This is a genomic window from Bradyrhizobium sp. LA6.1 (assembly GCF_040547805.1).
GTDB classification, from domain to species: Bacteria; Pseudomonadota; Alphaproteobacteria; order Rhizobiales; family Xanthobacteraceae; genus Bradyrhizobium; species Bradyrhizobium barranii.
In genome coordinates this window covers 429,071-451,023 of the sequence record NZ_JBEPQK010000005.1, presented here as the reverse complement: position 1 = coordinate 451,023, position 21,953 = coordinate 429,071, and the positions used below count along the sequence as shown (strand labels likewise).

Here is a 21,953-nt window from a genome sequence, read left to right as displayed (position 1 = left end):
GTTAGATGCCCAAACGGGCGAGGGCGACCCGGACCGCGGCGCGGGGCAGCGATTTGAGCGAGCGCCGGCCGACCATCCCGAGATAAGCCAAGGCGTCGCGATATCTGCCGAAGCGGACGGCCTGCATCGCCGAATAGGTGACGAGATGGACCTCGGCGGCCTGGCGCAGCCCGGCCGCCGTGCCCTCGGGCAGTCTCGCCAGGATCAGCCCATCGTCGAACACCCGCGCGATCGCGGGGAAGAAGTCCTTCGGCGTCCGCACCGCCGCATTCATGGTGTTGGCGGTATGCAGGCGATAGTCGAGCAGAAGCTTTGGTGCGAACTCGAACTCGCCGATAGCGGCGAGGCGGCACCAGCAATGCCAGTCCTCGCAATATCTGAGGGACGTGTCGAAGCCGCCGATGGCGCGGAAGGCCTCCGATCGTGCGAGCGCGATGCCGCCATTGACGATGAAATTGCCCGCCGCGAGCCGCGCCAGCACGTCGCCTGACGGCTTGCGGCGTCCCTTCAGCAGGCCCCGCCGGCCGATCTGCCGTCCCTCGCTGTCGATCGTGTTGTAGTCGCCGTAGACGAGAACCGCGCGCGGAGCAGCGCGGGCCGCCGCCAGCAGCGCCGCCACCGCGCCGGGGCGCAGGCGGTCGTCGGCATCGAGGAAGAGCAGCCATTCGCCGTTCGCATATCGTGCGCCGAGATTGCGCGCGGCGGATACGCCGGCGGAGTCGTTGGTCATCAGGCGCAGCCGCGGGTCACGAATGGCGCGGACGATGGCCGTGGTGGTGTCGCTCGAGCCGTCATCGACGACGATCACTTCGGTGATCTCGCCCTGCGCCAGTGCGCTGGCGAGGGTTTCGCCGATATAGGCCGCAACGTTCTTGGCGGGAATGACGACGGACACCGATGTGGTTGAGCCGGCCGGCAGCGGGAGACGCGGCGCCGGAACGACGCGCGAAGTAGCCGGTAAATCGAGAACATCTTCGGCGGTGATCAGAGTCACGGCTCGCCTTTAAGGATCTGTTAACCAGGGCGCATCTGCCGACTGGCATTGCGATCAATCGCAACATTGGCCTGCCGCGAATGATACTCGCATTACGGCCAAATCGTTGCTGCGAAGGCCTGCGTGTTTCTGGTTTCGTAGATTAGCGTTAAGCCGCGGGCATTAAGCCTGTCGCAAATTTGGAAGAGTGCGACAGCCGGTCCCATGCGAGAATGCGGACCTGTTTGCCGCGGATGGATCTAGTGCCCGCAAAGACGTTCGAACACGACCCAGATGCCATGGTCCTCAACCTCTTCTACGAGGACAAGGATGATCGCTGGTTTCCCGGCGACCGGCATCTGCGGCGCATGGCGCGCCGGATGCTGCTCGGCGAGCCGCGCATGAGCGGGCAGCTTCGCGTGTTCCTCAATCTCTGCGCAGGGCTCGACCGGCTCGGTATCCGCTACCGCGTCAACGACTACGGCTACATCGCGCAGCATCCCAACGAGCTTGCCTGCATCATCGGCCGCACCTTCCTGCTCGACAAGTTCGCGTGGAAGAATCCAATCCTGCTCGGTGTCGCCGCCCACAATCATCCGCTGGACGATCCTGATCTGTTCAAGCGGCTGCCGGTGAAGAAGGTCGTGGTGCCCGGCCCTTGGTACGTCGACATGTACCGGCCGTACTGGCCCGACACGGAGGCCTGGCCAATCGGCATCGACACGGATCTCTGGGCGCCGTCGGCGCCGTCGCAAAAGACCGTCGACGTCCTGATCTACGACAAGGTCCATTGGGACCGCGAGCGCTATGCGCCGGAGCTGATCGAGCCCGTTCGCGCGCGCCTCCTCAAGGAGGGCCGCTCGTTCACGGAATTGCGCTACGGCAGCTACAAGGAAGAAGACTATCAGGCCGCGCTGGCGCGCTCGCGCGCGATGATCTTCCTGTGCCAGAACGAGAGCCAGGGCATCGCCTATCAGCAGGCTCTGTCCTGCGGCGTGCCGGTGTTCGCCTGGGATCCCGGCGGCCCGTGGCGTGACCCGGATTATTATCCGCACCGCGTCCAGTTCGCGCCGGTGTCGTCGGTGCCGTATTGGGATGACCGCTGCGGCGCCAAGTTCATCGACATCGCGGGGTTCGAGGCGGGCTGGGATAGTTTCTGGGCCGGGTGCACCGCTGATGCGTTCGATCCGCGCGGCTTCGTGCTCGACAATCTCACGCTGGAGCAGCGCGCGCTGCAATATTACGAGATCGCGCGCAGTATCGTGCGGCCGCAGGCGGCAACCCAGGCCTCGGGCCTATTGGTTGACGGATGCTTAACAAGGATGGGCTAGACCCAAAGCGTCCCCGGCTTCACCACCTGCCTTGAGCCATGGATCGAAGCATGGATCGCAGCGCCGCTGACATGACCGACGTGGAGACCCGAACGCTGGGCCGCGTCCTGCACGATGGGCTCGCGGGGCTGAATGCCGCGCGGGCGGCGCGCTGCCTCGTCGCGGTTGCGGCGCTGCTGCTGGTGCTGATCACGCTCGATCCGTTTCCTGACCTTCGCAACGAGGATGTGACCACGGTCGTCGGCGGGCGCATGGCGCTCACCTATATCTCCTGGGGTCTGCTGGCTGCGGTCGCGATGCTGTTCGTCGCCGGCACCGATGCGCCCGCGCTGAAGAGCCTGGTGACGCCGCTGCATCTTTGCCTCGTCGGCTGGCTGTTGATCAACATCGTCTTCTCCGAGAGTCGCGGCGTTTCGATCCAGCGCTTCGTGCTGGCGGTCAGCGTGACGTCGCTCGCCATGCTGTTGCCATTGCTGCCGCCGACGCAGCGGACTTTCAACCTGTGCCTTGGCGGCGCCGCGCTCGTGCTGCTGGTGCTGTGCTATCTCGGTGTCTTCCTCGCTCCGCAATATTCGATGCACACCGCGCTCGATCTCACCGAGCCGCAGCTTGCCGGCGACTGGCGCGGCAGCTTCGGCCACAAGAACATCGCTTCGCCGGTGATGACCATCCTGGTCTATGTCGGCATCTACCTCTGCGGCGTCGGGTCGTTCGTGATGGGACCGGCGATCGCGGCGCTGGCCGGCATCTTCCTGATCTTCACCGGCGGCAAGACGTCGACGGTGCTGTGCCTTGCGATCTACGCGCTCGCCTCGCTGGTCTATGTCACGCCAGGCCTGTGGCTGAAGCGGCTCATCTGCTTCGTGCCGCTGATCGTGATGAACCTGCTGACGGTCGGCAGCGTCTTGAGCCCGGCGCTCGGGGCGCTGACGCGGCTGCTTCCCCTCGATCCCACCTTCACCGGCCGTTCCGCCATCTGGGAATTCGCGCTCGCGGCCGTCGCCGAGAAGCCGATCATCGGTCACGGCTATGCGGCGTTCTGGGACGACGTGACCGCGCGGCAGACCGCTCAGGGGTCCGAATGGGCGACGTCGGCCGCGCACAGCCATAACAGCTATCTCGACCTCGCGGTCACCATCGGCTTGCCGGGGCTGTTGCTGGTGATCCTCGTCTTCGTGCTCGCACCGCTCGGCAATTTCCAGTCGGCCCAGGCTCACAACCGTAGCCGCGCGCTGGCAAAACTGTTCCTCACCGTATGGCTGTTCGGCTTGTATTACGGGGCCACCGAGACCTTCCTGCTCGAACGGCAGAATCCGATCTGGTTCATGTTCGCGCTTGCAGTGGCTGGCCTGCATTTCCTCGCCAGGTTCCAGTGCGTCGAGCAGACGGAACCGGAGCGCTGACAGCTTGTCGCAGCCGGAGCGATAGTGATGTTGGCTTAACGATAAGCCGTTACGTCACTTGTGGTCTGCGACAAACATAATCTATCTGGAAACATTCAGTAATCGCATGTCCCGCGGATGACGTTTCTCAGCGTCGAGCAACCAGATGATCTTGTGTCCAGCACGTCGGGAATCGCTGTCGATTTCGTGCGTGACTGGCGGCAGGCCGCATCGCGCCTGAGCGCGGGGCATCGCACCGCATTCCAGCACGGTTACTGGCTTGGCGCATGGTACGAGGCGTTTCACGACTTTGCGCCGCTGATCGCATTGATCTCCGATGCCGCGACCGGCAAGGACATCGCGGTGGTGCCGATGATCAGCCACATCAGGCGCGGCATCCGCATCGTCGAATTCGCCGACCTCGGCGTCTCCGACAACAACGCGCCGATCCTGGCGCTCGATGCCGCGTTGGACGCTGCGGCGACGGATGCGATCGGCAAGGCGCTGGTCGACGCGTTGCGCGCCTTGCCCGACCGCTTCGATCTGCTACGGCTGAAGAAGATGCCGGCCCATGTCGGCGGCAAGCCGAACCCGCTGGTGTCGCTCGGACGGATCGGATCCTGCTCGCTCAACGGCAATCTCGTGCTGATGGGCGACGACTATGAAGCCTACCGGGCCTCGATCAAGCGCATGCAGATGCCGCGCTGCTGGCGGGTCTTCGGCCGTCATGCCGGCGCGCGGTTCGAGATCGCCACGGATGTCGCGCGTGCGCGCGCGCTGCTGGACGTGATGGATGTCCAGCAGCAGGCCCGCATGCGAAAGCTCGGCTCGCGCTTCGTCCTCAACGACGACGCTCATGCCCGATTCTATCGCGAGATCGCCCGTCAGGGTGTCGCGGAAGGCTATGCCGTCATCTCGGCGCTGGTCTGCGACGAGGCCGTCGTCGCCACCACGTTCGGCGTCAGGTCTGGTGCGAGCTATTTCCTCCTGCGCATCAGCCACGCCGGCGATTCATGGTCGAACTGCTCGCCGGGGCTGCTCGTCACCGAGCGGACCATGGCGGCGCTGCATGCAGAGGGCGTGCGCCGTTTCGATCTCAGCATCGGCAACCAGGACTACAAGCGCCGCTTCGGCGCCGCGAAGGTCGCGCTGACCGATGTCAGCATCGCGCTGTCCTGGCGCGGCGCTCCCTATGCATGGCGCGACCATGCCGCGCAGAACCTGCGTCGCTATCCCAGGCTCGCCGCCTTCGCCAGCCGGGCGATACGCAAGCTGCGGTGACGGAGGCCGTCCGTACCCGCGTCATCTCGAAAGGCCGGCACTGAAGGCGTCCAGCAGCGCGCGCCCCTGCGGCCAATCGCCGAGCCCGCTCGACGCATTGATGTGGCCAAGGGCGCCCAGCACGATCAGACCGGACTTCCAGGCACGCGCCCGCTGCTGCGTCTTATCGAGCCCGCCAAAGGGATCGTCGGTGCTGGCGATGATGAGCGAGGGGAAGCGCAGCGTGCGGTCCGGCACCGGCTTGAACGCAGCTGCTTCCGCGGGAAAATTGGCGCCATCGGGATCGGGCACCGCGACCAGAAAAGCGCCCGCGATCGCGGATGGGAAGCGCGTGGCCCAGTGCGCCACCAGCAGGCAAGCGAGGCTGTGTGCGACCAGCACCGGCGGCTTCGCGCAGCGCCCGACCGCCTGCTCCAGGGATTGCTCCCAATCGGCGAGCTCCGGCCGGTCCCAGCTCGCAGGCTGAAACCGCGTGAAACGTGTATCGTTGCGCTCCCAGAGTGTCTGCCAATGAGTTTCTGCGGAGCCGCAGAGGCCGGGCAAGGTGATGATGTCGTGCATGATCGTCCCGTGATATCTGAGATGCACGTGCAGTGTGGCCGGTCTTGGTGCTGCGTCACATGGCAAGTCATCGGCGAAAGAGATCATCTGCCGATGATCTCAAGGTGGAATGGAGAATTGCCTTGGATCGCTTCGGAAGCATTGACACCAAGGATCTGAAGATCCTGGAGGCATTGCAGGCCAATGCGCGCGTGCCGCTCTCCGAGCTCGGCCGTTCCGTCGGGCTGTCTCAGCCGGCCATCTCCGAGCGCGTGAAGCGACTCGAGGAAGCCGGGATTATCGAAGGCTACGGCGCCCGCATCAATCCGCGCGCGCTAGGGCTCGGCCTGATGGCGCTGGTCCGCCTGCGCACCTCGCATGAGCACATCAAGACCTGCCTCAAACGGTTCGGCGAGATTCCGCACATCGTCGAAGTCCATCGCGTGACCGGCGATGATTGCTTCGTGCTCAAGGTGCTGGTTCCGGCGCCGGAAGATCTGGAGACGATCGTGGATCGTATCGCCGGCTTCGGCGCTGTGACGACCTCGCTCGTGCTGCGGAGCGAGCCGGCGCGACCGATCGGTAAAGACCTCATCAGGAAGAAGACCGAACGCGGTTGAGGCGTGGCGCGCGCGCTCGACACGTCACCCGGCTGTCACAAAGCCTTCGATTGCACCGAGCTTCGATGATCGCGCGCGTTGTGCTATCGTCGTCTCCGCTTTCCGGAGGCGACATGGAAGATCGTTCGGCAAAATATCGCGCATTCTATGCGCAGTTGATCTGCGCCGCAGCCAAGACGACGGATCCCCGTATCGAACAGGCCTTTCGCACGGTCAGGCGCGAACCCTTCGCCGGGCCCGGACCGTGGTCGATCTCCGTCGGTGGCCATCCCTATGTCGTGACGCCCGACGACGACCCCGCCTTCCTCTATCAAAACACGCTTCTGGCGCTGGATCCGGCACGCGGCCTCAATATCGGGATGCCCGGCGCGCACGCCTATTGGCTCAGCGGCTGCGGTGTGAGGGAAGGCGAGACGGTGATCCAGATCGGCGCTGGCAGCGGCTACTACACGGCCATTCTCGCCGAGCTCACGGGACTTTCGGGCCGTGTCCATGCCTATGAGATCGACGAACGCCTGGCGGCACTCGCGCGCGAAAATCTGAAGGACATCCCGCATGTCGAGCTGGAAGATCGCTCGGGCATCGCGTCCGATTTACCGGGCGCGGATGTGATTTATGTCTGTGCGGGCGCGGCGCAGCCGGCCACGCAATGGCTCGATGCGCTGCGGCCCGGCGGCCGGCTGGTGTTTCCGTTGGCGCCGGAGGGCATGCTCGGTGGCATGTTGATGATCACGCGCCCGGACGAGGGCACGGTCTGGCCGGCGAAATTCCTGAGTCGAGCCCAATTCATCGGCTGCGCGGGACTGCAGGACGCGGATGCCGGCCGGCGATTGGCCGAGGCGTTCGCCAAAGGATGGGAGAGCGTGCAGTCGCTGCGTAGAGGCGGCGCTGCGGACGAGACGTGCTGGTTTGCCGGTGAGGGCTGGTGGCTTTCGACGGCTGCGGCGCCCGTCCCGACGGTTTCAATCAAGCCCCACGCCGACCTCACGCAGGCGTGACGGATCGCTCGCGCCTTACGATTTCGCGCACCCGGCGCAATGCAGCCGGCCGCGCGAGGCGCGGAACAGGCTGCGGCAATACCAGCGCCGCACCAATGCCTGCGCAGGCCTGCGGATCATCTGCGCGATCAACAAGAGTTCGAAAGCCATTCGTATCGCTTTTGGTCAAATATCCTCACCACGTAGATGGGGCGGCGTTCCCGAATGAGAACGCCGCCCGCGTCGCATCAGCCATGCAGTCGTTCGTGTGTAAAGCCTAACTGCGCTCAGCCATGAAGTTCAGCCATGAAGTTTCTTGGCGGTCTCCGCGATCTGGCGGCCCTGGTAGCGTGCGCCGGCGAGCTCGTTGGCGCTGGGCTGGCGGCTGCCGTCGCCGCCGGTGATCGTGGTGGCGCCGTAGGGGGCGCCGCCGGTGACCTCGTCGAGCTTCATCTGGCCGGCGAAGCCGTAGTTCAGACCGACCACAACCATGCCGAAATGCAGCAAATTGGTGATGATCGAGAACAGCGTCGTCTCCTGGCCGCCATGCTGGGTCGCGCTCGCGGTGAAGGCGCCGCCGACCTTGCCGTGCAGAGCGCCCTTGGCCCAGAGCCCGCCGGCCTGGTCCAAAAAGTTCGCCATCTGCGAGGCCATGCGGCCGAAACGGGTGCCGGTGCCGACGATGATTGCGTCGTAATTGACGAGGTCCTCAATCTTGGCGACGGGTGCTGCCTGATCGACCTTGTAATAGGACGCCTTGGCGACTTCGGCCGGCACCAGCTCGGGCACGCGCTTGATGTCGACGGTGGCGCCGGCCTCGCGCGCGCCTTCGGCAACAGCGTTGGCCATCGCTTCGATGTGGCCATAGGCGGAGTAATAGAGGACGAGAACTTTGGTCATGGTGGTCTCCGTTGGGATCGATGTTGAATGTTGTTGGGGGTCGTCATGCTCGGGCAGAAGCGCGAAGCGCGTCTTCGCGCTAGATGTCCCGGGCATCCACGTTCTTGTGCGCCCATGGAGGGGCGTGGATGGCCGGGACAAGCCCGGCCATGACGGATAGCGCTTAAGCCGCGTCGACGAGCACGAGCTCGGAATCTTCCAGAGCCGTGATCTTCAACCTGTCCTCGTCGCGGATCGCGGCGCCGTCGCGGGCATTGACGCGCACGCCGTTGATTTCGACCGCGCCTGCCGCCGGCACGAGATAAAGGTGGCGCGACTTCTGAGCTGAATACTCAGCCGTTTCGCCGGCCTTCAGTGTGGTCGCCAGCACCCGCGCATCGGCGCGGATCGGCAAGGCGTCCTTGTCGTTCTCGTCGCCGCTGGCGATGGTGACGAGCTTGCCGGTGCGGTCCGCCTTCGGAAACGGCTTCGAGCCCCAGGTCGGCTGGCCGCCACGCGCCACAGGCTCGATCCAGATCTGGAAGATGCGGGTCTTGGTCGGCTCCAGATTGTATTCGGAGTGGCGGACGCCGCTGCCGGCGCTCATCACCTGCACGTCGCCCGCTTCGGTGCGGCCCTCGTTGCCGAGGCTGTCCTGATGGGTGATCGCACCCTCGCGCACATAGGTGATGATTTCCATGTTGGCGTGAGGATGGGCGGGAAAGCCGGTGTTCGGCGCGATCTCGTCGTCGTTCCACACCCGCAAGGCGCCATGACCCATGTTGTTCGGATCGTAGTGACTGGCGAAGGAGAAATGGTGCTTGGCCTTGAGCCAGCCGTGATCGGCGCCGCCGAGCTTTGCGAAAGGTCTGAGTTCGATCATCTGCGTAATTCCTTTGTGTGATCCTTTGGGTTGAACGGGTCGCGCCTTGATCAGGCGCCGAACCCGCCGTCGACGTTGAGCACCGTGCCGGTGACGAAGGAGGCTTCCGGGCTTGCGAGGAACACGACGCCGGCGGCGACTTCCTCGGGGCGGCCGAAGCGCTGCAGCGCGTGCTGCTTGCGCTGCGTCTCGGCGAACTCGCCGCCGTCCTTCGGGTTCATGTCGGTGTCGATCGAGCCGGGCTGCACCACGTTCACGGTGATGCCGCGCGGGCCGAGGTCGCGTGCCGCGCCCTTGGTGTAGCCGACGACGGCCGCCTTGGTGGCGACGTAGTCGGCAAGCCCCGGGAACGAGGCGCGGTCAGCGAGCATGGAGCCGACGGTGACGATGCGGCCGCCTTCGCCCATCAATTGCGAGGCAGCGCGGATCGCCGCGATCACGCCGTGTACGTTGATGGAATCCTGCCGCTCGAGCGCGGCCGTGTCAGCCTTCGCATCGTCGATCGCGCCGCCCGAGGCAACGCCGGCATTGTTGACGAGGATGTCGAGATGGCCGAATTCCCTGGCGACGTCGTTGACGAGCTGCGTCACGTCCTTGGCCGAGGCCTGATCGGCCTTGAAAGCGCGGGCCTTGACGCCGCGGGCCTTCAGTTCGGTGACGACCGCTTCGGCCTTTTCGGGCGAGGCGACATAGCTGATGGCGACATCCGCGCCTTCGTCGGCGAGAGCGCGGGCCGAGGCCGCGCCGATGCCGCGCGAGCCGCCGGTGACGAGGGCAACCTTGCCTGAGAGCTTCTTGGTCATTGGATTTCTCCATTCCTGAATGTCTGATGACCCTTGGATAAGCCTCCGTCTGTGGTATATAAATAGAAACTGTCGAAACGCATTGTTTCCTGAAATACCCCAATTGGACCGGCGCACATGGCAAAACTTCCCGATTTCGAGGCGCTCGCGATTTTCGCAAAAGTCGTGGAATTACGGTCGTTTGCAGGGGCCGCGAGCGAGCTCGCGATGTCCAAGGCAACGGTGTCCAAGGCGGTCACGCGACTGGAGGAACGGCTCGGTGCCCGGCTGTTCAACCGCACCTCGCGGCGGCTGGCGCTGACCGATGCCGGGCACAAGCTCGCCGAACGCGCCACGCGTCTGCTCGTCGACGGCGAGGCGGCCGAGAACGAGGCGCTGGCGCAATCGGTGGCGCCGCGCGGCCTGGTCCGGCTCGCCGTGCCCATGACGTTCGGGATCAAGGCGGTGGCGCCGCTGCTGCCGGAGTTCTTCGAAACCTATCCGGAGGTCTCGGTCGATCTGCATCTGAGCGATGCGACCATCGATCTGATCGGCGAGGGTTTTGACATGGCGGTGCGGATCGCGCGGCTGCCGGACTCTTCGCTGATCGCGCGGCGGCTCTTCACCATGCCGCGCTTCACGGTGGCCGCGCCGTCCTATCTCAAGCGGCATGGACGGCCCACGCATCCGATGCATCTCGCCGAACACAAATGCTTCAGCTACGCCTATCTCTCGACGCCCAATGTCTGGAACTACACCAATTCGGCAGGCGAGCAGGCGAGCGTCCGTCCGGGCGGACAGCTTCGCGTCAACAACGGTGAAGCGGTGATGCCGGCGGTGATCGCCGGCCTCGGCATCGCCGAGCTGCCCGAGTTCATCGTCGGCGAGGCGATTTCGTCCGGCGAGGTTGAGGTGATCCTGAAGGACTGGAAGCAGGCCGAAGGCGCCGTGCATCTGGTGACCCCACCCGGCGGCCCGCGCCCCGCACGCGTCGAGGCGCTCGGCGATTTTCTCGCGGCGAAGCTGCCGGGCACCTGCAAGCGGCGGCCGCGCGGCAAAGCAACGACGTCGTAGAGCGAGCGGCCTGAACAATTCGTCATTGTGTCTCGCAATGACGGAGCCTGACTACGACACCTTCACGCCGTTGATCGCGACAATGCGCAAGGCTGGCTTCAGCGTCCCCTCCAGCTGCGTCTTCAATTCGTGAACGCGCGGGTCGTTCGAGCGTGCCGCGCAGGCGGCGTATTGATGGACCGATTGCGCCAGGGCGCGCCGCGCTTCCGGCGTTCGCGTCAATTCGGGCTTTGAAAGCCGCAAGACGATTGCTGCGAGATTCACCAGCATCTCGTCCAGGGCGACGTCGATGGTCGCAAGATTCCGCATCACCCACTCCCTGGGAGGGCAACAGCGGGTTCAGGGAAGTGTTCCGGGCCGGGCCGAACATGGTCAATACTTCGTAAACGCCTTGTTCTTGCCGCTCGGCCGGTTAGGCTGCCAGCGAAACAAAAGAAAATCGGGGGGTAGGGGACCATGATGGATCGACGCGATCTCTTGCGCGCCGCTGCGGCATTGCCGTTGTTGCGGGCTGCTTTACCTGACAAGGCCTTCGCGCAAGCCTATCCGGTGCGCAACATTACCATGATCGTGCCGTTTCCGGCTGGCGGTCAGGCCGATCTTGCCGCGCGTCCGGTCGCGATGGCGCTGGAGCGGATCCTCGGCAAGCCCGTCATTGTCGACAACCGCGCCGGTGGCGGCGGCGGATCGGTCGGCAATGCTGCGGCGGCGCGCGCGGAGCCCGACGGCTACACGCTGCTGATGACGCTGTCCTCGCTCGCGGTGCTCCCCGAGGCCGATCGCCTGTTCGACCGACCCGTTGCGTACGAAGTCTCGCAGTTCATGCCGATCGCGCGCGTCCTCGCCGATCCCACGCTGCTCGCGGTGCCGGCCTCGGCGCCGTGGAAGACGGCGCAGGATTTTGTCGAGGATGCGAAGAAGCGGCCGGGCCAAATCACTTACGGCTCGTCCGGTCCTTACGGGACGCTGCATGTCGCGATGGAGATGTTCGCGAGCAGCGCCGAGATCAAGTTGCTGCATGTTCCGTTCCGCGGCGCGGGCCCGGCGCTGACCGCGCTGCTCAGCGGCACCGTGCAGGCGATAGCAGCCGCGCCCGGCACCCTGAAGCCGCAGGTCGACGACGGCAAGCTGCGCGTGCTCGGCAATTGCGGCGCACAGCGCATCGCGAGCTTCCCCGACGTTCCGACCTTTCAGGAGCTCGGCTACAAGGACGTCGAGATGTACATCTGGGCCGGGCTCTTTGCACAGAGCGCTCTTCCTGCGCCGGTCGCGAGCCGCCTGCGCGAAGCGATGGCGAAGGTGATGACGAGTCCGGATGTGCTCAGGAGCTTCGAGGCCTCGGGCAGTCTGGCCGCCTATCAGGATGCGCCGGCATTCTCGCAATTCGTGGCGACGGACAGCGCGCGGCTGATCGCGGCGGTGAAGAAGATCGGCAAGGTGGAATAGGTTCCCGCCGCATTTTCACATTTTTTTGTTGGTTCAGAACCTGACCGCGTCTCATTGATTGAAGACAAATCAAGGGAATCGAGAAGGATCGGGATATGCGAACAGAGCGGATTGCGCTGGGTCTGGCGCTTGCAGTCAGCGGCATCGTCGCGCAGGGCGCGGCGTCAGCCCAGGAATATCGCGGCACAATGGAACAGCAGATGGCGTGTACGCCGGATGTCTGGCGCCTTTGCAGCGACCAGATTCCGGACACGAACCGCATTGTGACCTGCCTGCAGCAGAACACGCCGCAGCTTTCGAGCGCATGCCGGGCGGTGTTCCAGTCGAACAACCAGGCCCAGCCGCAGCAGCCGGTCCCGCGCGGCCGGTCTGTGCCGCCGCCGCGCTACAACAATGCGCCGCCGCCTGTCGCCGCGCCACCACGTCCCTATGATGATGACAACGACTAGAGCATGATCCGGAAAAGTGTGATGCGATTTTCCGAAGAGGTCATGCTCAAGTCATAACCTGAAGCGACCGTCTCACTCCCGACTCGTTTGGCGCTCCCGCTTGCTGTTCGGCTCGGGTCGCTGCCGGAGCGCTGTCCGCAAGAGGGCACCGAAGAGCAATGCTGCGACTGGCCAATGGAACCAGATCTTGTGCATGCCGGTGAAAACGTTGATCAGAATCAGAAAGCCCGAAACCGTGAGGGCCACTGCAACCGGGCGGGGCAGCTTCGCCAGCCAATCCGAGACGAAGCCCATCCAGGTGGATGGCTCGTGCCTGCTGTCAATCCATCGCGCGCCAGTTTCCGAATCTGCAACTGCCCGCCCCTGGGGAGGGAGGCTTTCGTCAACCGGGAAGCTCCGTCGCCCAGCGCTTTGGCCGCTCATGGCCACGCGATAGCTGGTCATGGGAGCAACGTTCTTCATTGGTCGCTGGCCGAGACAGTCGAAGCCAACGGACAATTTGTTGTGCACCTGATCGTAGACGGAGCTTGAGATCACGACGCCGCCGGGTTCGGCGAGCTCTTGCAGCCGTGACGCGATATTGACCCCGTCGCCATAGATGTCGGACCCGTCCACCATCACATCGCCGAGGTTGATGCCGATGCGAAACCGCATCGGGTTCGCGTGAGGTGGGTCCGAATCCTGGTTGGAAATTTCCTGCTGAATTTCGACCGCGCATTGCACGGCCTCGACGACGCTGGCGAACTCGGCGATCACAGCATCGCCCCAGGTATTCACGATCCGGCCGTCATGGCGCTCCACCAGTCCCGCAAAGGCAGTGCGGTAGCGGCGCAGCGTCTCCAACGTTCCGGTCTCGTCTGCTTCCATGAGGCGAGAATAGCCCTGCACATCAGCGCACAGGACGGTGGTCAATCGTCGTTTCACCTTGTCGTCGGCCATGGTCCGTATGGTAGCCTTCCTGACCGGCAATTGCATCAGGCATCGCATCTGGCGCCATCGCGGTTCAACGACCGGTCGTCCAGTCCCGAAACCGTCATAACCGTGCAACGAATGCGGTCAGCCAAGTGCCAAAGCCGACCTGAGGCCGTCCTCCGCGCCACGGTTCATGAGTGCAGGCCAGAGCCGCCTTAAGGCCTGTGCTCGGAGACGTCGACCCATTCGGCCGCGGTGAGCTCCGCCATCCGCTCGGGCGCGATGCGTACGGCACTGTGGGTCGAGCCTGCGGCGGGCACCACCACGTCGAACGCCTTCAGCGACACGTCGCAATAAATCGGCAGCGGCGACTTCAGTCCGAACGGGCAGACGCCGCCGACCTCGTGGCCGGTGATCTCGGCAACCTCCTCCAGCCCCAGCATCTTCGGCTTGCCGCCGAACGCAGCCTTGACCTTCTTGTTGTCCATGCGCGAGGTGCCGGCGGCGACGATCAGGATGACGCGGTCCCCGATGCGCAACGACAGGGTCTTGGCGATCCGGCCGGGTTCGACGCCATAGGCTTCGGCGGCCAGCGGCACCGTGGCCGAGCTGATCGGGGATTCGATGACGGAGATGTCGGGGGCTTTCTCGGCGAAGAAGGCGCGAACGGATTGAAGGCTCATTCCAAACAGCTCATTCCAGACTCATGGGCGGGCGGCAATGCTTAGGCGATCGTTGGCAGTTCCGAGAGCGCGCGGACACGATGATCCGGCGCGAACCCAAGCTCGTCCATCTGGGTCCGGATCGCCTTGTACATCGTCAGCGGTGCCACGAGTTCGTTCTCGACGCAAGCCAGCGCCATCGCCTCGGGCGTCACGCGTTCGATCCAGGCGACGTTCAGCCCGAACGACTTCGCGCCGGCGACATCCCAGGGATTGGACGAGACGAACAGAACCTCATCCGGCCTGGTGCCGAACGTCTCGCCGATCAGCGTGTAGGCCTCTGGAGACGGCTTGAAGACCTTCTTCGCATCCACGCTGATGGTGGCATCGAGCAGACGGTCGAGCCCAGAATTGCGCACGAGCGCATTCAGCATGTCCGGACTGCCATTCGAGAGGATGGCGAGCTTTCGCGGCTTCAGCGCGGCAAGCGCGGCGGCTGCATCGGGGTAGAGATCGAGATCCAGGTATTTCTCGATCACCCGCTCGAACGCTTCGCCTTCGTAGGCAAGCCCGAGCAGGCGCAGCGTATAGGCGAGCGAGTCGCGCGTGACGGCGGCAAAATCCTGGTAGCGCCGCATCAGCGAGCGCAACCAGGTGTATTCGAGCTGCTTGATCCGCCAGACCTGCGTGATGATCTCGCCATAGCCCGGAAAAGCATCCTCGGTGATCTCTGCGACCGACTGGATGTCGTACAGCGTTCCGTAAGCGTCGAAGACGACGGCCTTGATGCTCATGGCTCGCTCCTTTGGGACTTTGCGGTGGCGCACGGACAATACCGAAACGGCCCGGTACTCGACAAGGTCGGAACCTTCTTCAAACAATCGTCACCCCGTCGACCTCGCGCAGCAGATTGACACTGCCGCCGGCAGGCGTTTAATTCAGGGTACGGGGATTTGCGATCTCCCCGCGAGGCGACATGCCCAAGTATCGCGTCCTGGTCACCAAGGACGCCGCATGTCTTGTTTCATCTCGATCTCATCAGAGAAATTGTCCCGTCAATTGGTGCCGCCAGCGCGCCGACCCTCGTCGATGTCCGTATCGACAAGGACCGCGCGGTCTATTTGCGCACTCGACAAGACGGCGAGCACCAAGAGCTAGCGAGCACACGGGGCAAGTCGGGGACGACGATGACGTGGAGGACTCCATGACGACGAATACCGACCGCCGAGACTTCATCAGGGGCGTGGGGGCCGCCGCGGCATCGACCGCAATACTCGCGGGGACGCAAGCCCTTGCGCAAGCCAATCAGCCGACAGGAGCCAGGCCAATGACATACCAGCCCAAGCCGATGCCGTTCGATCCGAAATCCATTGCCGGCATCTCGGAGAAGGTGCTCGTCAGCCACTACGAGAACAACTATGTCGGTGCCGTAAAGCGACTCAACGCAATCGGAACGCAACTCGCCGAGCTCGACTTCGCGAAAGCTCCGAACTTCGTCATCAACGGCCTGAAGCGCGAGGAACTCGTCGCGTCAAACTCGATGATCCTCCACGAAATCTATTTCGACGGGCTCGGCGGTGCCGGCAAGCCGAGCACACCACTTGCCGACGCGATCGCACGCGATTTCGGCAGCATGGAGCGGTGGCGCGCGGAGTTCTCCGCCATGGGCAAGGCCGAAGGCGGCGGCTCCGGCTGGGTGATTCTTTCCTACTCACCGCGCGACAAGCGGCTGGTCAATCAGTGGGCCGCCGACCACACGACGACGCTGGCCGGCGGACGCCCCGTGCTGGTGCTCGACATGTATGAGCACGCTTATCACATGGATTATGGCGCCGCGGCCGCGAAATATGTCGACATCTACATGGAAGCGATCAAATGGGACAACGCTGCAACACTGTACGATCAATACAGGCGGGAAGCTTAGACGTCGTGCAAGAAATGAGCGTAGCGCTCTTGGGGGCGGCGTTGTTCCTATTGTTGGTGGAAGGAAACGCGATGGCAGAAACTGTAAATTTTGACAACGCAGCAACCGGCGCAGCGCCCGAAGGCTGGACTCTGACGATGACGGGTCGTGGCCAGCCCAAATGGACGGTCGAGGTGGAGTCTACGGCGCCAAGCAAGCCGAACGTCCTGAAACAATCCGGTCAGGCGACGTTTCCAGTGGCGCTCAGGAGCGGCACCAGCATCCTAGACGGGTTCGTCGAGGTCAAGTTCAAGGCGATCGCAGGCTCCGAGGATCGTGCGGCCGGTATTGTCTGGCGCGCAAAGGATGCCGACAATTACTATGTCGTGCGGGCCAACGCGCTTGAAGACAATGTTGTGCTCTACAAGACGATCAAGGGTGTTCGCAGCGCGCTCGATATTGTCGGCCGGAAAGGCGGCTATGGCGTCAAGGTATCGGTGCCGTCAGGTCAATGGCATTCCCTACGTTGCGAATTCGCGGGAAAGCTATTCAAGGTGACGTATGACGGCAAGCCGATGTTCGAGGTGGAGGACGAATCGATCAGGGACGCCGGCATGATCGGCTTGTGGACCAAGGCCGACAGTGTCACCGTATTCGACGACCTGACATACGGTGCGCTGAACTAGGTTAACATCGGCGTCGACCCGCTCACGTCGGAGAAACCATGCTCGCTCGAACCCTGCTTGCGGGCACCGTCCTGTTGATGCTCGCGCACCCGGCAACGGCGCAGGAGCCGCTCGCGACCTACAAATCCCTGAGTCCCGAGCTGGCGCTTGATCTGGCCCGGGCATCGCTTGCCGATTGCCGATCACGCGGGTACCAGGTCGCCGTCGCGGTCGTCGATCGCTTCGGGGGGACACAGGTGATCCTTCTTGACAGGTTCGCAGGTGCTCACACCGTTTCAACGGCCTCGGGCAAGGCGTGGACCGCAGCAACATTCCGTACCAGCACCACCGAACTGAATGCCGTCAGCCAACCTGGCATGATGCAGGCCGGTATCCGCAATCTCCCCGGCACGGTCATTATAGGTGGCGGATTGATTGTCGAAGCGGGCGGTTCGCTGGTCGGAGCCGTCGGTGTGTCTGGGGCGCCCGGCGGTGATGCTGACGAAGCCTGCGCCAGGGCCGGAATCGACGCCATACGCGACAAGCTGGAGTTTTAGGGCCGCCTTGCCCGCCTCAGCGAGGCCTCGAGCGCCTGAGCGTGAGGGCTTCGGCAACCGGTCGAAGCCCTCAATGCGCCGTGGCGATGAGTACGCGGCTAGATCCCCAGCAGCCTGCGCGCGTTGGCCTTCAGCACCTTCGGCCGGATCTCGTCGCGGATCTCGATTTTTGCGAAGTCCGACAGCCAACGGTCCGGCGTGATCACCGGCCAGTCCGAGCCGAACAGCATCTTGTCCTGAAGGATCGAGTTGATGTAGCGCACCAGGATCGGCGGGAAATACTTTGGCGACCAGCCCGAGAGGTCGATGTAGACGTTCGGCTTGTGAGTCGCGACCGAGAGCGCTTCCTCCTGCCAGGGGAAGGAGGGGTGGGCGAGGATGATCTTGAGGTCGGGGAAATCCGCGGCCACGTCGTCCATGTACATCGGGTTGGAATATTTCAGCCGCATGCCCATCCCGCCGGGCATGCCCGAGCCGACGCCGGTCTGGCCGGTGTGGAATAGCGCGATCGCGCCGCCATTGTTGATCTCTTCGTAGAGCGGATAGGCCATGCGGTCGTTGGCGTAGAAGCCCTGCATGGTCGGATGGAATTTGAAGCCGCGGACGCCGTATTCCTCGATCAGCTTGCGCGCCTCGCGCACACCGAGCTTGCCCTTGTGCGGGTCGATCGAGACGAAGGGGATGAGGACGTCGAGATGGTCGGAGGCGATCTCCAGCATCTCCTCATTTTTGTAGCGGCGGAAGCCGGTCTCGCGCTCGGCATCGACCGGAAAGATCACCGCGGCGATGTTCTTGGAGCGGTAGTAGGCCGCGGTCTCCGGCACGGTCGGCGGATGCTTGTGCGGCGACTTGAAATAGTCCGCCATCTGCGCCTGGAAATCGTCATAGCCGTCGTCGGGATGGGTGCCGCAGGGCTCCTCGGCGTGGGTGTGGATGTCGATGGCGACGACATCGTCGATGTTGGGCAGCTTCAGCTTCGGCATTGGTTTCCTCCCGACGGGTTGCCGAATTGATTATATGATATAACGAATTTGGCAAGGCGCGTCGTCGAAGTGAAGCCCCAAGTCGACAAATGCGTAGATCGGGCCGATCCGGCCGTTTCTACTTGCTTTCTACTTTGCATGGGGTTGTTTTCCAGAATTTGCTGGTCCGGAACCGGGCAGTTAACATTGACATCCGGTCCTCCCATGCCTTAAGAACCGCCCCGTCCCGGGCGGTCGGTCCGCCAGCGGGAAAGATCTCATTTTGCCACATTCGCGCGTGCCTAAACGGTAGTGCCGAACACGGCCTTTCGAACGTTCAGGATTCTGCCATGAAGGTCCGTAACTCGTTGAAGTCGCTGCGCGGTCGCCATCGCGCCAACCGCCTGGTCCGCCGCAAGGGCCGGGTCTATGTGATCAATAAGGTGCAGCGCCGCTTCAAGGCTCGCCAGGGCTGATATTGCCCTCGCGGTCGCCTCCGCGCGCCCCGCAAGACCACGGCTCACACGAGTTTGACGCCGCCTTTGCTTTGCAAGGGCGGCTTTGCGCGTTTAGACTTTGCGCATGGCAGTGAGATTCCTAGCAGTGAGCTTCCCTTTCGCGCGCACCCTGTGTCTGGCCCTTGTGCTGGGCGCCACTGGCCTTACGCCAGCCCTGGCGCAGAAAGAGCTGCCTGCCCCTCCCGGCAAGGAACAGAAGAAGCTGCCGGAGGCGCCGGCCAAGCTGCCCAAGGTCGACCGCAGCAAGAATCTCGATTTCCTGTTCGGCGCGCTGAAGGCCGCGCCCGACGAGGCCAGCGCCAAGCATGTCGAGGCGCGGATCTGGGCGATCTGGATCCAGACCCCGAGCGACACCGCATCGCTGTTGATGGCGCGGGCCAAGACCGCGGTCGACGCGCAGAAGATCGACATCGCGATCAAGCTGCTGGATTCTGTCATCAAGCTCAGGCCCGACTACATTGAGGCCTGGAACCGGCGCGCCACGCTCTACTACATGCAGAATGACTACGGCCGCTCGCTTGCCGACATCCGCGAGGTGCTGATCCGGGAGCCTCGCCATTTCGGCGCGCTCGCAGGCCTCGGCATGATCATGCAGGAGGTTGGTGACGAGAAACGTGCGCTCGAGGCCTACCGCAAGGCGCTGGCCGTCAATCCGCACCTCGAGAAGATCCCCGAGCAGGTCAAGGCGCTGACCGAGAAGGTCGAAGGCCGCGACATCTAGCGGACAAGTTGATCATTTCCCGAGTGATTGCAGCGTGCGCGGATTAACCACGATCACACGTGCGGCGTTCTCAGGGGTATTGTTGAAGCGCGCGCAGGCCTACCTGCATGGCAGGAGCACGGCCATGAAGCGTTTGATCTTTGCAGGTGTATTGCTGCTCGCGTCGGGCTCGGTGAGCCTCGCCGACGGCTTGTTCTGGGTGGTCGGCAATCGCGCCACGGGCAAATGCAACATCGTAACCAGCAATCCCGTGATCATCGGCGACATCTGGTTCGGCGACGGTCCCTACAAGTCCAGGGCCGATGCCAAGCTTGCCCGTTCGACGATCCGCGCCTGCCCTGCGGTCACACCCGACGAGGAAAAGGACGAGGACGGAACGAACTAGCCTGCACTTAGTGCAGGACGCTACCGGCGCGCTCGACAAGGCCGTGATCGGCGGCCGCGGCGTAAGCCTTTGCAAGCTCCGTCTCGAGATGCTCGTTGATCAGAAGCAGTGCCCGCACTGCACCGCGCAGGTCACCGTTGCAGCTCGCCACGATCTCGTCGATCGCAGTGTCTTTGGATCTGAAGCTCATCGACATTCTCCGGTTCAAATCAGGACACATCCTGCCGGCCTTCCCGCATCCCCTTGGAGTTTGCGAGGAGGATCGGCGCCCACCCGCGCCTAGATGGCGGAACCGACCGTGGCGATTATATGGAAGCCGCGATGACGACTGCATGAAGCTGGTCCGAGGCTTGCGCGCTGCGGGGAATGCCATTGATTTTATTGCCTTTTTTCACACTCGAATTATGCACATATCCACAGCCTCGGCTTTTCAAGTGGAGCGCCGGGTTCCACGGAGCGAAACTGCCGCCCGCTAGTCTCGTAACTGCCAGGTGCCCTGGACCGTCCGGATTCTCTCCATGATCGTGATGTCAGTCGTGACCGCGCTGGTGCTGCTGGCGCTGGCCACGCAGGCCGGCGTCCTCGCCGTGCAACGCGCCTTTCCGCCTCAGGGCCGGATGGTCGAGGTCGACGGCGCTGTGCTTCACGTCGTCGATATCGGTCCGCGTGGTTCAGGCGTGCCGATCGTGATGCTGCACGGCGCGAGCTCCAATCTCGAAGCGATGCGGCGTCCGCTCGGCGACCTCCTGGCCAAAGACCATCGCGTCATTTTGATCGACCGTCCCGGTCACGGCTGGAGCACGCGGATGCGGCGGCAGGATTCGACGCCGCAGATTCAGGCCCGAATGATCGACGAGGCGCTTCGTAAGCTCGGGATCGATCGCGCGGTCTTCGTCGTGCATTCCTGGAGCGGTGCGCTCGGCGCGCGGATCGCGCTCGATCATCCCGGCCGCGTCGCCGGTCTCGTCATGCTGGCGCCGGTGACCCATCCCTGGCGCGGCGGCGTCGGCCGCTACAACGAGATCATCGCAACGCCCGTGATCGGCCCGCTGCTCGCCTACACCATCACGCTGCCGATGGGGTATTTCGTTGCCGAGGCCGGCGCGCGCAGCGTCTTCCTGCCGCAGACCATGCCGGACGGCTTCGTGCAGGACTCCGCGACGCCGCTATTGCTGCGCCCGCGCGAGTTCATCGCCAATGCCTACGACCTGGTGACGCTGAAGGAGGCGGTGACGGCGCAGGCTGCGCGTTATGGCGAGATCAAGGCACCGGTCACGATCATCGCCGGCGAGCCCGACAAGACGGTGAAGACCGCCATCCACGCGCGTCCCTTCGCCGCGATGGTGCCGGGTGCAAAGCTGATCGTGCTGCCCGATCTCGGCCACATGGTGCAGAACGCTGTGCCGGATCTGGTGAAGACGGAGATCGAGACGATGATCGGGAAAATCGTCCCGGCGCAGGCGGCCGCCGATTAAAGCGTTTTCGAGCGAAGTGGATACCGGTTCGCGTGAAGAAAACGCGTCAAAACAAGAAGCCCGAGCTTCGGTTCTGACTCAATCAGAACCGAAGCTCGGGCGGCCGCCGTTCACGCGCTTACTGCTTGATTTTCCCGTCCTTGTCGAACTGCGCGACGAAGGCCCAGAGATTGTTGATCTCGTTCTCGTTCTTGATGCCGGCGAACGCCATCTTGGTGCCGGGGATCTTGGCCTTGGGGTCCTTGATGTATTCCTTGAACGTGGCTTCGTCCCAGGTGATGCCGGAATTCTTGTTCGCATCCGAATAATTGTAGTCCGGCGCGGTGCCTGACTTGCGGCCGTTGAGGCCATTGAGCTCGGGGCCGACCTTGTTCTTGGCGCCTTCGCCGATGGCGTGGCAGGCCAGGCATTTGTTGAACGACGATTTGCCGGCCGCAACATCCTGCGCCATCGCGGCGGGTGCGGTGGCAGTCACGGTGAGGATCATCAGTGCGCCAAAAGTCAGTTTTGTCATCGGGTGCTCTTCGTCTCTTCCCTGGTGGGTCTAGGCTGGTCGGTCTTGCCTGGTCGGCAAAC

28 protein-coding genes are annotated in these 21,953 nt (G+C 63.7%); 15 read left to right on the top strand and 13 right to left on the bottom strand.

Annotated elements, in window-relative coordinates; all coding sequences use genetic code 11:
- Position 1: 1 nt before the first annotated feature.
- Complete coding sequence (locus tag ABIB99_RS16025; protein ID WP_354176686.1) at positions 2–988, bottom strand: glycosyltransferase; 987 nt, start codon at positions 986–988, stop codon at positions 2–4.
- Between the two features lie 248 nt (positions 989–1,236).
- Between ABIB99_RS16025 and ABIB99_RS16020 the strand changes: the two genes are divergently transcribed.
- The 3 genes from ABIB99_RS16020 to ABIB99_RS16010 all read left to right on the top strand — a co-directional run bounded on the left by ABIB99_RS16020 (position 1,237) and on the right by ABIB99_RS16010 (position 4,967).
- Positions 1,237–2,304: a glycosyltransferase gene (locus tag ABIB99_RS16020; protein WP_354176537.1), complete on the top strand. Its 1,068-nt coding sequence runs from the start codon at positions 1,237–1,239 to the stop codon at positions 2,302–2,304.
- Between the two features lie 50 nt (positions 2,305–2,354).
- A complete protein-coding gene (locus ABIB99_RS16015; protein WP_354176536.1) occupies positions 2,355–3,707 on the top strand; it encodes an O-antigen ligase family protein in 1,353 nt (450 codons plus the stop codon).
- Positions 3,708–3,824: 117 nt separating this feature from the next.
- Positions 3,825–4,967, top strand: a complete 1,143-nt coding sequence (locus ABIB99_RS16010) for a GNAT family N-acetyltransferase (protein ID WP_354176535.1) — start codon at positions 3,825–3,827, stop codon at positions 4,965–4,967.
- 21 nt (positions 4,968–4,988) lie between these two features.
- On the opposite strand, the gene ABIB99_RS16005 is transcribed toward ABIB99_RS16010, so the two are convergent.
- Positions 4,989–5,528 (bottom strand): RBBP9/YdeN family alpha/beta hydrolase, encoded by a 540-nt coding sequence (locus tag ABIB99_RS16005; RefSeq protein WP_354176534.1) that lies wholly within the window; start codon positions 5,526–5,528, stop codon positions 4,989–4,991.
- A gap of 122 nt (positions 5,529–5,650) precedes the next feature.
- Here ABIB99_RS16005 and ABIB99_RS16000 point away from each other — a divergent pair, with 122 nt between their 5' ends.
- Both ABIB99_RS16000 and ABIB99_RS15995 read left to right on the top strand, forming a co-directional pair.
- Positions 5,651–6,127, top strand: a complete 477-nt coding sequence (locus ABIB99_RS16000) for an Lrp/AsnC family transcriptional regulator (RefSeq protein WP_354176532.1) — start codon at positions 5,651–5,653, stop codon at positions 6,125–6,127.
- Positions 6,128–6,240: 113 nt separating this feature from the next.
- Positions 6,241–7,125 (top strand): protein-L-isoaspartate O-methyltransferase family protein, encoded by an 885-nt coding sequence (locus ABIB99_RS15995; RefSeq protein WP_354176530.1) that lies wholly within the window; start codon positions 6,241–6,243, stop codon positions 7,123–7,125.
- 15 nt (positions 7,126–7,140) lie between these two features.
- Here the strand turns inward: ABIB99_RS15995 and ABIB99_RS15990 are convergent, their stop codons facing one another.
- From ABIB99_RS15990 to ABIB99_RS15975, 4 genes are all read right to left on the bottom strand, one after another.
- The gene (locus ABIB99_RS15990; RefSeq protein ID WP_354176529.1) at positions 7,141–7,275 is read right to left on the bottom strand and encodes a hypothetical protein; all 135 of its coding nucleotides are present in this window, start codon (positions 7,273–7,275) and stop codon (positions 7,141–7,143) included.
- Between the two features lie 129 nt (positions 7,276–7,404).
- Positions 7,405–8,004, bottom strand: coding sequence for an NAD(P)H:quinone oxidoreductase (gene wrbA, locus ABIB99_RS15985; protein WP_208084459.1), 600 nt, complete (start codon positions 8,002–8,004; stop codon positions 7,405–7,407).
- A 163-nt stretch (positions 8,005–8,167) separates the two neighbouring features.
- On the bottom strand, positions 8,168–8,866 hold the full coding sequence (locus ABIB99_RS15980; RefSeq protein ID WP_354176528.1) for a pirin family protein: 699 nt from the start codon (positions 8,864–8,866) through the stop codon (positions 8,168–8,170).
- A 50-nt stretch (positions 8,867–8,916) separates the two neighbouring features.
- Positions 8,917–9,669 carry an SDR family NAD(P)-dependent oxidoreductase gene (locus ABIB99_RS15975; protein ID WP_354176527.1) on the bottom strand — a complete coding sequence of 251 codons (753 nt, stop codon included), beginning with the start codon at positions 9,667–9,669 and terminating at the stop codon, positions 8,917–8,919.
- Positions 9,670–9,786: 117 nt separating this feature from the next.
- On the opposite strand from ABIB99_RS15975, the gene ABIB99_RS15970 reads away from it, so the two are divergent.
- A complete protein-coding gene (locus ABIB99_RS15970; RefSeq protein WP_354176525.1) occupies positions 9,787–10,722 on the top strand; it encodes a LysR family transcriptional regulator in 936 nt (311 codons plus the stop codon).
- Positions 10,723–10,773: 51 nt separating this feature from the next.
- On the opposite strand, the gene ABIB99_RS15965 is transcribed toward ABIB99_RS15970, so the two are convergent.
- Positions 10,774–11,031, bottom strand: coding sequence for a hypothetical protein (locus ABIB99_RS15965; protein ID WP_166344774.1), 258 nt, complete (start codon positions 11,029–11,031; stop codon positions 10,774–10,776).
- A 150-nt stretch (positions 11,032–11,181) separates the two neighbouring features.
- On the opposite strand from ABIB99_RS15965, the gene ABIB99_RS15960 reads away from it, so the two are divergent.
- Entirely contained in the window at positions 11,182–12,168 is a 987-nt protein-coding gene (locus tag ABIB99_RS15960; protein WP_166344772.1) for a tripartite tricarboxylate transporter substrate binding protein, read from the top strand.
- A gap of 95 nt (positions 12,169–12,263) precedes the next feature.
- Positions 12,264–12,617: a hypothetical protein gene (locus ABIB99_RS15955; protein WP_354176523.1), complete on the top strand. Its 354-nt coding sequence runs from the start codon at positions 12,264–12,266 to the stop codon at positions 12,615–12,617.
- Between the two features lie 72 nt (positions 12,618–12,689).
- On the opposite strand, the gene ABIB99_RS15950 is transcribed toward ABIB99_RS15955, so the two are convergent.
- The 3 genes from ABIB99_RS15950 to ABIB99_RS15940 form a co-directional block, all read right to left on the bottom strand.
- Positions 12,690–13,556, bottom strand: a complete 867-nt coding sequence (locus tag ABIB99_RS15950) for an adenylate/guanylate cyclase domain-containing protein (RefSeq protein WP_166083595.1) — start codon at positions 13,554–13,556, stop codon at positions 12,690–12,692.
- A gap of 188 nt (positions 13,557–13,744) precedes the next feature.
- On the bottom strand, positions 13,745–14,212 hold the full coding sequence (locus ABIB99_RS15945; RefSeq protein ID WP_354176521.1) for a YbaK/EbsC family protein: 468 nt from the start codon (positions 14,210–14,212) through the stop codon (positions 13,745–13,747).
- 41 nt (positions 14,213–14,253) lie between these two features.
- A complete protein-coding gene (locus ABIB99_RS15940) occupies positions 14,254–14,985 on the bottom strand; it encodes a haloacid dehalogenase type II (RefSeq protein WP_354176520.1) in 732 nt (243 codons plus the stop codon).
- 533 nt (positions 14,986–15,518) lie between these two features.
- Here ABIB99_RS15940 and ABIB99_RS15935 point away from each other — a divergent pair.
- Genes ABIB99_RS15935 through ABIB99_RS15925 form a run of 3 tightly spaced genes read left to right on the top strand, consistent with a single transcriptional unit; the run spans position 15,519 to position 17,316 of the window.
- On the top strand, positions 15,519–16,115 hold the full coding sequence (locus ABIB99_RS15935; protein WP_028147969.1) for a superoxide dismutase: 597 nt from the start codon (positions 15,519–15,521) through the stop codon (positions 16,113–16,115).
- A 14-nt stretch (positions 16,116–16,129) separates the two neighbouring features.
- Positions 16,130–16,780, top strand: coding sequence for a hypothetical protein (locus ABIB99_RS15930; RefSeq protein ID WP_354176518.1), 651 nt, complete (start codon positions 16,130–16,132; stop codon positions 16,778–16,780).
- Positions 16,781–16,818: 38 nt separating this feature from the next.
- Complete coding sequence (locus tag ABIB99_RS15925) at positions 16,819–17,316, top strand: GlcG/HbpS family heme-binding protein (protein ID WP_354176516.1); 498 nt, start codon at positions 16,819–16,821, stop codon at positions 17,314–17,316.
- A gap of 98 nt (positions 17,317–17,414) precedes the next feature.
- On the opposite strand, the gene ABIB99_RS15920 is transcribed toward ABIB99_RS15925, so the two are convergent.
- Complete coding sequence (locus tag ABIB99_RS15920; RefSeq protein WP_028147972.1) at positions 17,415–18,299, bottom strand: amidohydrolase family protein; 885 nt, start codon at positions 18,297–18,299, stop codon at positions 17,415–17,417.
- 329 nt (positions 18,300–18,628) lie between these two features.
- Here ABIB99_RS15920 and ykgO point away from each other — a divergent pair, with 329 nt between their 5' ends.
- The 3 genes from ykgO to ABIB99_RS15905 all read left to right on the top strand — a co-directional run bounded on the left by ykgO (position 18,629) and on the right by ABIB99_RS15905 (position 19,902).
- On the top strand, positions 18,629–18,754 hold the full coding sequence (gene ykgO / locus ABIB99_RS15915) for a type B 50S ribosomal protein L36 (RefSeq protein WP_006611362.1): 126 nt from the start codon (positions 18,629–18,631) through the stop codon (positions 18,752–18,754).
- A gap of 106 nt (positions 18,755–18,860) precedes the next feature.
- Entirely contained in the window at positions 18,861–19,517 is a 657-nt protein-coding gene (locus ABIB99_RS15910; protein ID WP_094184308.1) for a tetratricopeptide repeat protein, read from the top strand.
- 124 nt (positions 19,518–19,641) lie between these two features.
- Positions 19,642–19,902, top strand: a complete 261-nt coding sequence (locus ABIB99_RS15905; protein WP_028147974.1) for a hypothetical protein — start codon at positions 19,642–19,644, stop codon at positions 19,900–19,902.
- A 7-nt stretch (positions 19,903–19,909) separates the two neighbouring features.
- Here ABIB99_RS15905 and ABIB99_RS15900 read toward each other — a convergent pair whose 3' ends face one another.
- Entirely contained in the window at positions 19,910–20,092 is a 183-nt protein-coding gene (locus ABIB99_RS15900; protein WP_063986707.1) for a hypothetical protein, read from the bottom strand.
- 328 nt (positions 20,093–20,420) lie between these two features.
- On the opposite strand from ABIB99_RS15900, the gene ABIB99_RS15895 reads away from it, so the two are divergent.
- The gene (locus tag ABIB99_RS15895) at positions 20,421–21,377 is read left to right on the top strand and encodes an alpha/beta fold hydrolase (protein ID WP_354176513.1); all 957 of its coding nucleotides are present in this window, start codon (positions 20,421–20,423) and stop codon (positions 21,375–21,377) included.
- A 118-nt stretch (positions 21,378–21,495) separates the two neighbouring features.
- On the opposite strand, the gene cycA is transcribed toward ABIB99_RS15895, so the two are convergent.
- A complete protein-coding gene (gene cycA, locus ABIB99_RS15890; protein WP_014491900.1) occupies positions 21,496–21,891 on the bottom strand; it encodes a cytochrome c-550 CycA in 396 nt (131 codons plus the stop codon).
- Positions 21,892–21,953: the final 62 nt, after the last annotated feature.

Excerpts from the sequence above, each read along its gene's own strand:
- ABIB99_RS16015 (WP_354176536.1), top strand. The coding sequence starts at position 2,355 with ATGGATCGCAGCGCCGCTGACATGACCGACGTGGAGACCCGAACGCTG.
- ABIB99_RS16010 (WP_354176535.1), top strand. The coding sequence starts at position 3,825 with ATGACGTTTCTCAGCGTCGAGCAACCAGATGATCTTGTGTCCAGCACG.
- ABIB99_RS16005 (WP_354176534.1), bottom strand. The coding sequence starts at position 5,528 with ATGCACGACATCATCACCTTGCCCGGCCTCTGCGGCTCCGCAGAAACT.
- ABIB99_RS15995 (WP_354176530.1), top strand. The coding sequence starts at position 6,241 with ATGGAAGATCGTTCGGCAAAATATCGCGCATTCTATGCGCAGTTGATC.
- ABIB99_RS15990 (WP_354176529.1), bottom strand. The coding sequence starts at position 7,275 with ATGGCTTTCGAACTCTTGTTGATCGCGCAGATGATCCGCAGGCCTGCG.
- wrbA (WP_208084459.1), bottom strand. The coding sequence starts at position 8,004 with ATGACCAAAGTTCTCGTCCTCTATTACTCCGCCTATGGCCACATCGAA.
- ABIB99_RS15980 (WP_354176528.1), bottom strand. The coding sequence starts at position 8,866 with ATGATCGAACTCAGACCTTTCGCAAAGCTCGGCGGCGCCGATCACGGC.
- ABIB99_RS15975 (WP_354176527.1), bottom strand. The coding sequence starts at position 9,669 with ATGACCAAGAAGCTCTCAGGCAAGGTTGCCCTCGTCACCGGCGGCTCG.
- ABIB99_RS15970 (WP_354176525.1), top strand. The coding sequence starts at position 9,787 with ATGGCAAAACTTCCCGATTTCGAGGCGCTCGCGATTTTCGCAAAAGTC.
- ABIB99_RS15965 (WP_166344774.1), bottom strand. The coding sequence starts at position 11,031 with ATGCGGAATCTTGCGACCATCGACGTCGCCCTGGACGAGATGCTGGTG.
- ABIB99_RS15960 (WP_166344772.1), top strand. The coding sequence starts at position 11,182 with ATGGATCGACGCGATCTCTTGCGCGCCGCTGCGGCATTGCCGTTGTTG.
- ABIB99_RS15955 (WP_354176523.1), top strand. The coding sequence starts at position 12,264 with ATGCGAACAGAGCGGATTGCGCTGGGTCTGGCGCTTGCAGTCAGCGGC.
- ABIB99_RS15950 (WP_166083595.1), bottom strand. The coding sequence starts at position 13,556 with ATGGCCGACGACAAGGTGAAACGACGATTGACCACCGTCCTGTGCGCT.
- ABIB99_RS15945 (WP_354176521.1), bottom strand. The coding sequence starts at position 14,212 with ATGAGCCTTCAATCCGTTCGCGCCTTCTTCGCCGAGAAAGCCCCCGAC.
- ABIB99_RS15940 (WP_354176520.1), bottom strand. The coding sequence starts at position 14,985 with ATGAGCATCAAGGCCGTCGTCTTCGACGCTTACGGAACGCTGTACGAC.
- ABIB99_RS15935 (WP_028147969.1), top strand. The coding sequence starts at position 15,519 with ATGACATACCAGCCCAAGCCGATGCCGTTCGATCCGAAATCCATTGCC.
- ABIB99_RS15930 (WP_354176518.1), top strand. The coding sequence starts at position 16,130 with ATGAGCGTAGCGCTCTTGGGGGCGGCGTTGTTCCTATTGTTGGTGGAA.
- ABIB99_RS15925 (WP_354176516.1), top strand. The coding sequence starts at position 16,819 with ATGCTCGCTCGAACCCTGCTTGCGGGCACCGTCCTGTTGATGCTCGCG.
- ABIB99_RS15920 (WP_028147972.1), bottom strand. The coding sequence starts at position 18,299 with ATGCCGAAGCTGAAGCTGCCCAACATCGACGATGTCGTCGCCATCGAC.
- ykgO (WP_006611362.1), top strand. The coding sequence starts at position 18,629 with ATGAAGGTCCGTAACTCGTTGAAGTCGCTGCGCGGTCGCCATCGCGCC.
- ABIB99_RS15910 (WP_094184308.1), top strand. The coding sequence starts at position 18,861 with ATGGCAGTGAGATTCCTAGCAGTGAGCTTCCCTTTCGCGCGCACCCTG.
- ABIB99_RS15905 (WP_028147974.1), top strand. The coding sequence starts at position 19,642 with ATGAAGCGTTTGATCTTTGCAGGTGTATTGCTGCTCGCGTCGGGCTCG.
- ABIB99_RS15900 (WP_063986707.1), bottom strand. The coding sequence starts at position 20,092 with ATGAGCTTCAGATCCAAAGACACTGCGATCGACGAGATCGTGGCGAGC.
- ABIB99_RS15895 (WP_354176513.1), top strand. The coding sequence starts at position 20,421 with ATGATCGTGATGTCAGTCGTGACCGCGCTGGTGCTGCTGGCGCTGGCC.
- cycA (WP_014491900.1), bottom strand. The coding sequence starts at position 21,891 with ATGACAAAACTGACTTTTGGCGCACTGATGATCCTCACCGTGACTGCC.